We start from the raw sequence: 12,929 nt of genomic DNA, 5'->3' as shown, positions 1-12,929 counted from the left end.
ATAGCTGAGCGACTGGCGCTTTATCATGTGCCTTACAGAGAGGCAAACATGACACCAGCATCCCAAACCTTGCCACAAGGCATCAAAGACAACCGCCAACGTGGCCGCGTGGTCGATTTTTTAAACGCCAGGGTCAGCTCGGGCAGCGCCCTGTCCATCGTCTCAGCCTACTTCACCATTTACGCCTATGAAGCGTTAAGCAAGCAGCTTGACGGCATAGATTCTTTGCAATTTCTTTTTGGCGAACCCCGCTTCATCCAATCCTTGGATCCCGAGAAAACCGATAAAAAAGCGTTCAAGATGGAAGACGAAGGGCTGACGCTTGCAAACCGCCTGCAGCAAAAAAACGTTGCCCGGCGCTGCGCCCAGTGGATTGAAACCAAGGTCGAGATTCGCTCTGTGGTCGAGTCCAACCTGCTGCACGGCAAGCTGTACCACATCTTTGATGGCCACCGTGAATACGCCCTCATGGGCAGTTCCAACTTTACCCAGCGTGGGTTGGGCCTGTCTGATGTGCCCAACATTGAGCTCAACATGGTGATTGACAGCGACCGCGACCGCACCGATCTCAAAGCCTGGTTTGACGAACTTTGGCAAGACACCACACTGGTACAAGACGTTAAAACACAGGTGCTTGACTACCTGGCGCAGCTCTATGTAGACCACTCACCCGAGTTCATTTACTTCAAAACTCTGTTTCATGTGTTTGAGGCGTATTTGGCCGGGCAAAAAGAGCAAGCCCAATTTTTTGACAACACCGCCATCACCGCCACCGACATCTGGCAAACCCTGTTTGAATTTCAAAAAGACGGAGCCAAAGCCGCCATTCAAAAAATCAACCGGCACAACGGCTGTATCCTGGCCGACAGTGTGGGCCTGGGCAAAACCTACACCGCGTTGGCGGTCATCAAATACTTTGAGCAGCGCGACCGCCGCGTATTGGTGCTGTGCCCCAAAAAACTGCGTGACAACTGGACCGTGTATCTGGCGCAAAACGCCAGTGCGCTCAACCCGTTTGTAAACGACAAATTTGCCTACACCGTGCTCTCACACACCGACCTGTCGCGTGACAGTGGCCAAGCCGGTGATGTGAACTTGAGCACCCTGAACTGGGGCCACTTTGACCTGGTGGTGATTGACGAGTCGCACAACTTTCGCAACAACGTCAAAGGCCGAACTGATGCTGATGGCAACGTAGTGCGGCTCAGCCGCTATGAGCGGCTGATGCAAGACATCATCCAAGCTGGTGTCAAAACCAAGGTGATGCTGCTCTCGGCCACCCCGGTCAACAACGACCTGAAAGACCTGCGCAACCAGCTTTATTTGGTATCTGAGGGGCAAGACCACGCACTGCAGCCCAGCACCGGCATTGCCAGCATCAAGCAAACCCTTGACGCCGCGCAAAAAACCTTTGGACAGTGGGCTAAACGCCCAGTCACCGGCGAGCGCAGCACCAAAGACCTGATGGACAAGCTGCCTGCGGGCTTTTTCACCCTGCTCGACGAGCTGACCATTGCCCGCTCGCGCCGCCACATTCAAAAATATTACAAAGCCAGCATGGCGCGCATTGGCCAGTTCCCCACACGCGCCAAGCCGGTGTCAGTGTATGCAGACATTGACAGCAAACACCGCTTTCCCACCTACGACAAGCTCAACGATGAGATTGAAAAATACCAGCTCTCACTCTTCAAGCCCTCCATCTACGTGCTGCCCCAGTTCAAAGACCACTACAAAAGCGATGCCGATGTGCGCAACTTCAGCCAGCAAAAACGTGAAGAGTTTTTGATTGGCATGATGAAGGTGAACTTTTTGAAGCGGCTGGAAAGCTCTGTCAAATCGTTTGCCATCACAATGAACCGCACGGTGGACAAGATTGAAGCCCTTGAAGAGCGCCTGCAAGCCTTTAAAAACCTGCGTGACAGCCAGCCACAAAATTTACAGGCCAATTTGTTCATATTGGATGCCGAAGAAGACGACGAACTGCGTGAAGCCTTTGAAGTGGGTAGCCTGAAATACGCCATGCAACACATGGACATTGACCGCTGGCTGGCCGACCTGGCCGCCGACAAGCGCCAGCTCGCCATGCTGGCCGAGAGCGCCGGAGGCGTGACCCCTGAGCGCGATGCCAAGTTGGCCGAGCTGAAAAAAATCATTCACAGCAAAACCACCCAGCCCACCACCAACACGCACGGTGAGCCCAACCGCAAGGTCATCGTGTTTTGCGCCTTTGCTGACACGGCCGCCTACCTGTATGAACAGCTTGAGGGCTGGGCCACTGACACCCTCAAAGTTCATATCGGTCTGGTGTCAGGCGGTGCGCGCCCCAACCGCTGCACTTTTGGCAAGCCAGAGTACAACCACATCCTGACCCACTTTGCCCCACGCGCCAAGCAGCGCCACAAAATGTCTGCCTTGGCACAAAACGCTGAAATTGACATCCTGATTGCCACTGACTGCATCAGCGAAGGCCAAAACCTGCAAGACTGCGACCTGCTGGTCAACTACGACATCCACTGGAACCCGGTGCGCATCATCCAGCGCTTTGGCCGCATTGACCGCATTGGCAGCCCCAACGCCAGCATCCAGCTCATCAACTTCTGGCCGACACCTGACCTCAACAAGTACATCAACCTGAAAAACCGGGTTGAAGCCCGCATGGCGCTGGTAGACATTGCCGCCACCAACGAAGACAACATCCTGACCAGCTCAGAGATTGAAGACCTGATCACCCAAGACCTGAAATACCGCGACATCCAGCTCATGCGCCTGCGTGACGAAGTGCTGGACCTGGAAGACTTTAACGAATCCGTGGCTTTGAACCAATTCACGCTGGACGATTTTCGGCTAGACCTGAGCAACTTTATCACCGCCAACCAACGCCTGCTGCACGACGCACCACTTGGCTTGTATGCTGTGGTTCCTGTGCCAAAAACGGCTGTAGAGCTTATAAATAAAGCGCAAGCAGCTATTCAATCAGGAGTGATTTACTGCCTGCGGCAAACCCGTGTGGCCAGTGAACCACAATCCGGTAAACCCCTTGAAACCGTCAACCCCTTGAGCCCCTTCTTTCTGGTCTACATCCAGGCCGACGGCACGCTGCGCTACAACTTCACCGCGCCCAAACAAGTGCTCGACATCTTTCGCGCCCTGTGCCAGGGCCAAACCACGCCCTATGCCGAACTGTGCCAACTGTTTGACACCGAGACGCAACACGGCCAAGACATGCACGCCTATTCCGCCCTGCTGGACAAAGCTGTCAAAGCCATCGTGGCGCAATTCGGCCAGAAAAACGCTGCCAACCTGTTCAGTGGGCGCGGCGGCAAATTGATGGATGCTGCGCAGGCGGTGCAAGGGCAGCAAGACTTTGAGCTGGTCACTTGGTTGGTGATAAAGTAGATACGTTTTCATATCTACTTTCAAGGATATACACCATGATTGCCACCGCCAAAGTTTTTACCACAGGCAATAGCCAAGCCATTCGCTTGCCCAAGGCGTTTCGGCTGAACAGCGAAGAAGTCTGGATCAGCAAATCTAGAGACGGCATCATCACCATTCAGCCTAAGCCCCAAAAAGACGAATTGGAAGCTTTTTTGGCTGAATTGCGGGCACTGCCACCCTCGGAAGAGTTTTTACAACCCCGTGATGATGCACCCCGACCCAGTCCTTTTGAAGGGTGGGATGCGTGATGCGCTACATGCTCGATACCAATATCGTCAGCTATTACTTGCGACGATCGTTGCCTGCGTTGGAAGAACGCGTTAACGACGCACTCAAACATCGCACCATTGTTATTTCGGTCATCACCCGCGCTGAACTGCGCTACGGGCAAATGGGTATGACACCTGAAGACCGCCGCCGCCCTCTGATTGATGGATTTTTCTTGCGACTGCCGAGCGTGGACTGGAGTAATGAAGCGGCAGACCAATATGGTGTGCTCAAACACGCTCTCAAGACCCAGGGCAAACCCATCGGCGACATGGACACGCTGATCGCCGCCCACGCCCTGGCCGAAAAGCTGATTCTGGTCACCCACAACACCCGCCATTTTGAAAATGTGCCGCACTTGAAACTTGAAGACTGGATGGTTTGAAGATGGCTGACATCTATCAAAAAATAGCGATTCAAAACGCCATTCAATCCTTTTCATTCAGCCCCCTGCAAGATGCCGCTACAGCGTTTTTTGCCTGCCTTGGCTACAAGTCAGACCGCACCATTGCCCTTGATTCAGTAGAAGTTTTTTGCCAGCAGTTTGATCCCAGCGGCGTGCTTGCGCATCCCCGCGCGCAAAAATCAAATTGGAAATCCATCCACCTGCTGTTCCAGCTCACCGACGAAGAACTGTCGCACAACGCCACCCTGTTCAAAGACACCACCATTAGGGCATCCCTGCTCCAGTCCTATGTGTTCTTCGCAGTGGAGCTCCAGCCGGGTGATTACGCACGGGGCAAACTGGCCGCCATCACCCGCCAGATCAACCGTATCTTTCCCATGCCGGTCATGGTGCTGTTCAAGGTGGCGGGTAATTTGTCCATTGCAGTCATCAATCGCAGGCAAAACAAGCGGGATGAAAGCAAAGACGTTTTGGGCAAGGTCACGCTGATCCAAAACATCTCAACGGTCAAGCCGCATCCGGGCCACCTGGACATTCTGGCTTCGTTCTCGACCACGGAACTGCTTGCCCGCAAAAAGCCCATCGGCAACTTCGACCAACTTCACGCCGCGTGGGAAGACGTATTCAACGTTGAACTGCTCAACAAGCGTTTTTACGAAGAACTGTCCAATTGGTATTTCTGGGCACGAAAGCAAGTCAGCTTTCCGTCCGATCTGGAGCCCGACGAAGACACCCGCAACGCCACCAGCGTTATTCGGTTGCTCACGCGGTTGATCTTTTGCTGGTTCCTGAAAGAAAAAGACCTCATTCCCAACCATTTGTTTGAGCCAGATGCTATCAGCGAGGCATTGATTTCTGTCGGAGATGATGAAAGCACCTACTACCACGCCATTTTGCAAAACCTGTTTTTTGCCACGCTCAACCAGCCTATGAATGCCGATGGTGAGCCCATTAGGCAGTTTGCAGCGGATGGCGATTTTCAGGAAAATCGCAACCAGCATGGTGTGAAAACGCTGTACAGGTACAAGAAGTCTTTCCGTGTGCCAGATAACGCGCTTAGCTTGTTCGAGGACATTCCTTTCCTGAACGGCGGCTTGTTCGCCTGCCTTGACACGGAGGATGACACCGGCAAGGTGCAATATGCCGACGGCTTCTCACGCAACCCCAAAAAGCAGCCTATCGTCCCCAACCGCCTGTTTTTTTCTGCGCCCCACGTCGTTGACCTGAGCGATGACTTTGGCGATGCCAAAAAGAAAAAGGCCAGCGTGCGCGGCTTGCTGCACATCCTGCACGGCTACAAGTTCACCATTGCCGAGAGCACACCAGTAGAGCAAGAAATCGCCCTTGACCCCGAACTGCTGGGCAATGTGTTTGAAAACCTGCTGGCCAGCTACAACCCTGAAACCGGCACCAACGCACGCCGCCAGACCGGCTCGTTTTACACCCCGCGCCCCATTGTGGATTACATGGTCGACGAGTCCCTCAAAGCCTACCTTACAGATGCCCTGGTCAAAGCCTTGCCCGCCACCACCAGGGCGGATGCCAAAGCTGGGTTAGATATTTTGTTTGCCTACACCGAGAAAGAGCACGCTTTTTCAGAGGCCGAGATTGACGCACTCATCACTGCCATCAACGCCTGCAACATCCTCGACCCCGCCTGTGGGTCTGGTGCCTACCCCATGGGTATCTTGCACAAACTGGTGTTCATCTTGGGCAAGCTGGACCCGCACAATGAAAAGTGGCACCAGCGCCAGGTGGCCAAGGCTGAAGAAATTGAAGACGTGCAAGCACGCGAGACTTCGGTACAAGCCATCAACAATGACTTTGCCAACAACGCGCTGGACTATGGCCGCAAGCTTTACCTGATAGAAAACTGCATTTACGGTGCAGACATCCAGCCCATTGCCATTCAGATTTCAAAGCTGCGTTTTTTTATCTCGCTGATCTGTGACCAGCGCACCCACAACGACAAGGCGCGCAATCTGGGCGTGCGTCCTCTTCCCAATCTTGAAACCAAGTTTGTCGCTGCCAACACGCTGCTGGGTCTGAACCTGCCCAAAAACCGCAGTCTGTTTGAAAACGAAACCGCCATCCGGCTAGAAAAAGAGCTTGAGAAAGTCCGCCACAGTTACTTTTCAGCCCAAACGCGCAAAGCCAAGCTAGCACTGCAAAAGAAAGATCGTGACCTCACCAAGAAGATCATTGACGAACTGAAACATGACTCTTTTGGCAACGAAGACGTGTACCGCCGCATTGCCTGGAACCCCTACGACCACCACAGCGTGGCCGACTTCTTTGATCCCGGCAAGATGTTTGGCCCCGCATTGGACGATGGTTTTGATGTCGTCATTGGCAACCCGCCTTATGTGCAGATTCAAAAGTTCAGCGCGGCACACAAGGCTGCCTGGGTAGAACAAAAGTTCAAAACCTATGCGGCCACGGCTGACATCTATTGCCTGTTCTATGAGCGCGGCGTCCGACTCTTGAAAGATGGCGGCCAATTGAGCTACATCACGTCCAACAAATGGATGCGCGCTGGTTATGGGGAGAAGTTGCGCGGCTTTTTCTGCAAAGACGTGGCAGTGGAAGAAGTCATAGATTTTGGTGGCGTACCCGTCTTCAACGCAGCCATGGTAGATACGGCCATCGTCCGATTGGCCAAATCCGCGCCCAAAAAGAGCTTTCCGTCCAGCGTGCTGACGCGAAATTTTTCGATTCAGGATTCACTACCTGACTACGTGCAAGACAACGCAGTACCGTTTGTATGCCCGGCCGACGGTGCAGCGTCCTGGGTCATCATGTCGCCTGAGCGCTTCCGCATTAAGTGCGCGGTGGAGGCGCAAGGCGTACCGCTTGAGAAGTGGCAGATTCAAATTAACTACGGTATCAAGACCGGCTACAACGAGGCGTTTTACATCAGTACGGCGCAGCGGGATGCATTCATTGCTGAAGACCCGCGTTGCGCTGATTTGATTGTGCCCTTGCTGCGTGGGCGGTACGTGGAACGGTACGCGACGCAGTGGGCAATGGCAGAAGATGAGCAATGGATGATCAACTCGCACAACGGTGTCAAGGAATTGGGAATTCCGCCAGTGAAATTGGAGGCTGAATACCCTGTGCTGTGGAATCACCTGGTTGCGCATGAAGAGAAGCTAGCGGTCAGGCTTGACAAGGGTGATCACTGGTCGAATCTACGCAATTGCGCATATATCCATGACTTTCAAAAGCCGAAGATTGTTTATCCGAACATGACGAAGTATCTGCCGTTCTACCTTGATACGACAGAGCATTTTTTCATCAACGACAAGGCATTCATCCTGACGAGCGAAGCCGAATCGTTGACCTATTTGACAGCGGCATTGAACTCAACAGTGTTCCGCTGCTGCTTCATGGACAACTTCCCCAATCTCGGCGAGGACCGCCGGGAATTGCGCAAAATCTTCATGGACAAAATCCCCATCAAGAAGCCATCCGCGCAGCAAGCCTCCTTGTTCGAGGCCTTGATCCCCATGGTGCAAGCCTCCAAGCTTGAATCACAAAAATCCGATGGATCCGACCTGAAAAGCGTCGCGGTGTTTCTGGAGGAGGTGATTGATGCCTGCGTGATGGAGGTCTATTTCGCAGACCACATGGCCGAGCACCACCTTGGCATCATGGCGCACGTCACGCCACTGCTGCAAGACGTCGATGCTGCTGCGCCGCCGGCAAAACAGGTGGCGGCAGCCCAGCAGTTCTACGCCCAGGCCAACGACAGCAAGCACCCCATTCGCAACATCCTCATCCGCATCCCCGTGGACAGCCCGGATTTGCTGGCGGTGATTCAGCGTGAAGGCGCGGTATGAGTACGCAGCGCGTTGAACGCATTGAGGTTCGCGCCTTCAAGGCGTTCAAACACCTCGATTTCAAGCTGGATGGTCGCCACTTGCTGGCCTATGGTGGCAATGGGGCAGGCAAGTCTTCGCTGTACTGGACGCTGTACACGTTTCTGCAAAGTGCCGCCAAAGACACGCCCAACGTTGCTAAGTATTTTGATGATTCCGGGCCGCAAAGCCTGCTGAACGTCCACGCCACACCGGCGGAGCGCGCAACCGCAGCCGTGGTCGTGTCGATCAAAGACGACAGCCACACGACGGCCAGCGTGTACTCGCTGTCAAACGAGCAGCATGACACTAAGGCGAACCCCGATGTACTGAAAGCCAGTCTGGCCAGTGACTTCATTACCTACCGGGTGTTGTCCAGCTTCTACCAGTTTCGCAACTCGCAGGCCATTGATCTCTGGCCGGTGTTTGAGCAGGAAATTTTGCCGTTTGCGCAGGGCACGTCCACCAAGAACATTGCCACCCTCTGGCACAAACTGAAGACCGCTGATCCATTTATCCAGTCGAAGGCCAGCGGAGAAGCAACCTGGTATCGCAAGGCGCGCTATGAGCGCTATGAAGCTGACATTGCCCGGTTCAATCAGGCGCTGAAAGAGGTTCTTGCAAAAATAACGACCGAGGCGCAACAGTTTTACGGTGAGCACTTTTCCGATCCGGGCACCCAAGTCGAGTTAGCTGTTAGCGTATCTTCCGCATGCAGCTATGACCGCCATGAACACCGTATTGCCATGCCACGCATTGGCTTTGAAGTCAAACTCAACAACGATCGCATCCCTAAACCTCAATCATTCTTGAATGAGGCCAAGCTGACCCAATTGGCTCTGTCTGTGCGCTTTGGCGCAACGCTGGCTCACCTGCATGACTCGCCCCTGAAGCTGCTGGTGCTGGATGATTTATTGATCAGCCTGGACATGAACAATCGCATGAAGGTGGTGAACATCATCTTGAGCGAAACGTTTGCCGAGCACCAGAAAATCATCCTGACGCACGACCTGGGGTTCTTTAATGAGTTCAGGCGACGCATTGGTGGCCGACACACCGAGTGGTCATTTCAGCGCTTCGTTGGAAGCGCCGATACAGAAATCCGGTTGCAAGTGGACAAAAGCCAACTTCAAAAAGCAGAAGAATATCTGCACGGCGAGAGTCTGGACGAAGCGGCCAATTGCATCCGAAAGGCAGCCGAAGATACTGCCCGACGTTTTCGTGAGCTCACAGTTGTACCCACCAAGGATTTTTTGACTTTGACCGAACAGTTGCGTTGGGCACGAAACAAGCTGTTGGAGAAGCTTCCTACAAAGCTCTACGAGAAAGTGTTGAAGGGCGTGCCGGAAAAGCATCGGCAGTACCTTGTCCCAGCTTCGGATGTCGACCTTTCGGCCATACCTGCAATCACCCCAGATGAACTTACCGCTCTCAGCCGATTGCGAAAGCAGTTGCGTACGCTGGTCACCAGTGAACATTGGGTGATGATTGAAAACGCCGAAGTGATTGACGACGTGCTCGCGACGACTGAGCGCGTCCTCAATCCGGGCTCCCATGGCGGAGAAGTGCCGCTCTACAAAGAGGAAGTTCGCCGGGCGCTTGAGCTCGTCAAGAAGCTGGAGAAATGTCTTGCGTAGCGCCGTCGAGGGAAAATATTTCATACTAAATAAGCCTTTAGCCCAAGTGGAATAGGCGTAAACAGCTATCGATTGCATAGTAATTGAATAGGGAGCATCATGAACAAGAAAGCCAAAACGGCCACCGAGCCCGCCAACCACATCGCCGTATTTCAGGAAACCACCATCCGGCGCACCTGGCATAACGAAGAATGGTGGTTTGCCATCGTTGATGTGGTGGGGGTGCTCACCGACTCGGTTCAACCAGACGGCTATGTCAAGGACTTGCGCCGTCGTGACCCAGAGCTGGCCAAAGGGTGGGGGCAAATTGCCACCCCCCTTCGGGTCGAAACGGCGGGCGGTGCGCAGCGGGTGAACTGCGCCAACACCGAAGGCCTGTTCCGCATCATCCAATCCATCCCATCCCCCAAAGCCGAGCCGTTCAAACGCTGGCTGGCCCAGGTGGGCTACGAGCGGGTCAAAGAAATCGAAAACCCCGAACTTGCCAGCGCCCGTGCCCGCGAGCTGTACCAGGCCAAGGGCTACCCGCCAGCGTGGATTGAAAAGCGGCTGCGCTCCATCAGCGTGCGTGGTGAGTTGACCGATGAATGGAAAGCGCGCGGCGTGGCTGAGGGCAAAGAGTATTCCATCTTGACCGCCGAAATAGCCAAGGCCACCTTTGGCGTAACACCCAGCGAGCATAGCCAGCTCAAAAGTCTTGATCAGGTCAAAACTGGCAACAACCTGCGCGACCACATGACCGACCTGGAGCTGATCTTCACCATGCTGGGCGAAGCCAGCACCACCGAGATTGCCCGGCGTGCCGATGCCCAGGGCTTTGCTGACAACCGCACATCAGCCAAACAGGGCGGAAAGATTGCCGGCAATGCCCGCAAAGCGCTAGAAGCCAAAACGGGCAAGAGCGTAGTGAGCAAATCCAACTACCTGGCTACGCCAGCCACACCGGATTTGCTTGGCGAACCACAATCAACATCGCCAGTGCAGAACGCCAAACCCAAGCGCCCAACGCGGGCAAAACTGCCTGCAAACACCGCCTGCAGTGCGCCTGATTGAAGTCGCTGCCTGATCGCCATGTGGCCATTATTTATAAGCCAAATAAGCCTCTAGCCCTTTAATAACAAGTGTTAGCAGCTATTTAATACATAGTGATGAATACCTTATTTAACCGCAATCGTCCGTATCGCATGTCTACAATTTCCCATGCGGTAAAGAAAGTTAATCCATGATTCACAAAATTGAAGTCAAAGGCCTGCGCGCCTTGCGCTACGTGTCCGTCGTTCTTGACCCCTTTCTGGTCATGGTCGGGCCGAACGCCAGCGGTAAAAGCACACTGTTTGATGCTTTGCTGATGGTGCGTGATGTGTTGACCAGTGGCCTGGATGCGGCTGTTTACGGCAATACACGCATGAGTATTGCGCCGCGCGCGCCAGATGCACTGGATCTGACCTGGATGCGCCAAGGCGGCGATATTGAAATTGCCGTTACCCTGAAATTGCCTGATGCGATTGTGCGCAAGCTTGATGACAGGTACCACTTTGCCCGCTACGAATTGGCACTTGAAGCCAAAGACCGGCTGGGTTTTGCACACGAGACCCTGTGGCTTTGCAAAGATACAGAAGCTGGAGACGGGAAACCCCAAGACCCACAATTACGATTGGTATTCCCCGATTCAATGCAGGAGCCCGGGCAAATTATTACCCTCAGAAATAATAATAAAAAATGGCGCAAGGTGGTCAGTAAGGTCGTAGGCAAGGCAGAAGCCAGTAATGATTATTTCAGATCAGAAACCACTGATTGGAACAATACTTTCAGACTTGGCCCGAGCAAAAGTGCATTATCAAATCTGCCAGAAGACGAGGAACGTTTTCCGGCCTCCACATGGGTCAAACGGATATTGCTTGAAGGTATTCATCGTTTGTCACTGAATGCCGAGAAAATGCGACTACCCTCCCCTGCGGGCTCACCCATTGATTTTTTGGCTGATGGTTCAAATTTACCGTGGGTGGTACACGCACTTGAAAGCACACCTGAATTAAAGCGGCGCTGGGTTGAGCATATTGCCACTTCATTAACCGATTTAGTCGATGTGACTACTGTTGAAAAACCAGAAAACCGTTCAATGTATATTGAACTGCATTACAGCAGTGGTTTGCGTGCCCCGTCATGGGTATTATCAGATGGCACTTTACGGCTATTGGCTTTGACCCTGCTTGCCTACGCACCCAAACCGCCAGCCTTGATGCTGATTGAAGAACCAGAAAATGGCATTCACCCCAAAGCCATGGAAACAGTCATGCAGTCTTTGAGCTCGGTTTATGATTCCCAGATACTTTGTGCCACACATTCCCCCATCGTATTGAGTCAGCTCGAATCCAATCAAATCATGTGTTTTGGCAAGAACGATGATGGTGCCATAGATATTGTGCGAGGAAATGAACATCCGCAGCTGAGGGACTGGAAATCAGCGTTGAATTTGGGTGATTTGTTTGCAGCCGGAATTTTGGGGTAAAAAATGAGAGACTGCTTATTTCTGGTTGCGGATAAAAATATCGAGGCAATGGTTGTCGGTTTTCTATCAACCGATAGTTTTCATTTGAAACTGGGTTGCAATCATTTCAACTTTGAACAAAAACATGATTTGCGAGTGGCGCATGGTAAAAATGATCCTGGCATCTACACCATGGCCAATGAATTGCTAAAGCCTTATTGCAAAACACATCGACGAGTGATTGTTATATTGGATGCCGCTTGGAATGGTTCACCAGGTGCAATAAAAATAAATAATCAGGTTGAAAACCATTGCCGTAACGCGGGTTGGAATGATGATAACCATTGTGTCATTGTGATTGACCCGGAATTGGAGAACTGGATTTGGCAAAATAATATCAATGTGTGCAAAGAATTAGGTTCAATGGATTCTTATGAAATACTGAAAGCCGAACTTGTAACGCATAAATTTTGGTTGAGTGAACAATCAAAACCAAATCAGCCCAAAGAAGCTGTTGAGTATGTTTTGAAGAAAAATAGAATCCCACGTTCATCTGCACTGTATAAAAATATTGCAATGAAAGTGACAACAAAAACCTGCACAGATGCTGCCTTTGTGAAGTTAAAAAATACCTTGATTCAATGGTTTTAGCATCTGGTGAAATGCCATTCTTTGTTAGAAAAATACCCCTCTAGCGCTTATAGAATAAGCCATTAAGCATAAGTTAGATACGTTAAAACGCGAATTTATATTTTGAGCCGAAGTTGTCAAGTATTTCATCTACATCCGCCTCCAAGGTTTTACTGTCGCGGCATTTCGCAGACATCCATGTG

8 protein-coding genes are annotated in these 12,929 nt (G+C 52.4%); all 8 read left to right on the top strand.

Annotation, left to right across the window (positions count from 1 at the left end; translation table 11 throughout):
* The first annotated feature begins 48 nt into the window (after positions 1-48).
* The 8 genes from PHT20_RS05490 (at position 49) to PHT20_RS05455 (ending at position 12,747) form a co-directional block, all read left to right on the top strand.
* Entirely contained in the window at positions 49-3,396 is a 3,348-nt protein-coding gene (locus PHT20_RS05490; RefSeq protein ID WP_301019759.1) for a helicase-related protein, read from the top strand.
* A gap of 35 nt (positions 3,397-3,431) precedes the next feature.
* The gene (locus tag PHT20_RS05485) at positions 3,432-3,686 is read left to right on the top strand and encodes a hypothetical protein (protein ID WP_301019758.1); all 255 of its coding nucleotides are present in this window, start codon (positions 3,432-3,434) and stop codon (positions 3,684-3,686) included.
* Positions 3,687-3,694: 8 nt separating this feature from the next.
* The gene (locus PHT20_RS05480) at positions 3,695-4,090 is read left to right on the top strand and encodes a type II toxin-antitoxin system VapC family toxin (RefSeq protein WP_301019757.1); all 396 of its coding nucleotides are present in this window, start codon (positions 3,695-3,697) and stop codon (positions 4,088-4,090) included.
* Between the two features lie 2 nt (positions 4,091-4,092).
* Complete coding sequence (locus tag PHT20_RS05475) at positions 4,093-7,953, top strand: Eco57I restriction-modification methylase domain-containing protein (protein ID WP_301019756.1); 3,861 nt, start codon at positions 4,093-4,095, stop codon at positions 7,951-7,953.
* A complete protein-coding gene (locus tag PHT20_RS05470) occupies positions 7,950-9,608 on the top strand; it encodes a hypothetical protein (protein ID WP_301019755.1) in 1,659 nt (552 codons plus the stop codon). The genes PHT20_RS05475 and PHT20_RS05470 overlap by 4 nt, the downstream gene beginning before the upstream one ends.
* Positions 9,609-9,707: 99 nt before the next feature.
* Entirely contained in the window at positions 9,708-10,661 is a 954-nt protein-coding gene (locus PHT20_RS05465; RefSeq protein WP_301019754.1) for a Bro-N domain-containing protein, read from the top strand.
* Between the two features lie 169 nt (positions 10,662-10,830).
* Positions 10,831-12,117, top strand: coding sequence for an ATP-binding protein (locus PHT20_RS05460; protein WP_301019753.1), 1,287 nt, complete (start codon positions 10,831-10,833; stop codon positions 12,115-12,117).
* 3 nt (positions 12,118-12,120) lie between these two features.
* Positions 12,121-12,747: a hypothetical protein gene (locus tag PHT20_RS05455; protein ID WP_300084524.1), complete on the top strand. Its 627-nt coding sequence runs from the start codon at positions 12,121-12,123 to the stop codon at positions 12,745-12,747.
* Positions 12,748-12,929 lie beyond the last annotated feature (182 nt).

The organism is Rhodoferax sp. (genome assembly GCF_028715765.1).
Taxonomy (GTDB): Bacteria; Pseudomonadota; Gammaproteobacteria; order Burkholderiales; family Burkholderiaceae_C; genus Rhodoferax.
The sequence above is the reverse complement of the archived record's forward strand: the minus strand, read 5'-3'. Positions and strand labels throughout refer to the sequence as shown.

Coding starts and splice junctions, on each gene's coding strand:
- PHT20_RS05490 (WP_301019759.1), top strand. CDS start 49: ATGACACCAGCATCCCAAACCTTGCCACAAGGCATCAAAGACAACCGC.
- PHT20_RS05485 (WP_301019758.1), top strand. CDS start 3,432: ATGATTGCCACCGCCAAAGTTTTTACCACAGGCAATAGCCAAGCCATT.
- PHT20_RS05480 (WP_301019757.1), top strand. CDS start 3,695: ATGCTCGATACCAATATCGTCAGCTATTACTTGCGACGATCGTTGCCT.
- PHT20_RS05475 (WP_301019756.1), top strand. CDS start 4,093: ATGGCTGACATCTATCAAAAAATAGCGATTCAAAACGCCATTCAATCC.
- PHT20_RS05470 (WP_301019755.1), top strand. CDS start 7,950: ATGAGTACGCAGCGCGTTGAACGCATTGAGGTTCGCGCCTTCAAGGCG.
- PHT20_RS05465 (WP_301019754.1), top strand. CDS start 9,708: ATGAACAAGAAAGCCAAAACGGCCACCGAGCCCGCCAACCACATCGCC.
- PHT20_RS05460 (WP_301019753.1), top strand. CDS start 10,831: ATGATTCACAAAATTGAAGTCAAAGGCCTGCGCGCCTTGCGCTACGTG.
- PHT20_RS05455 (WP_300084524.1), top strand. CDS start 12,121: ATGAGAGACTGCTTATTTCTGGTTGCGGATAAAAATATCGAGGCAATG.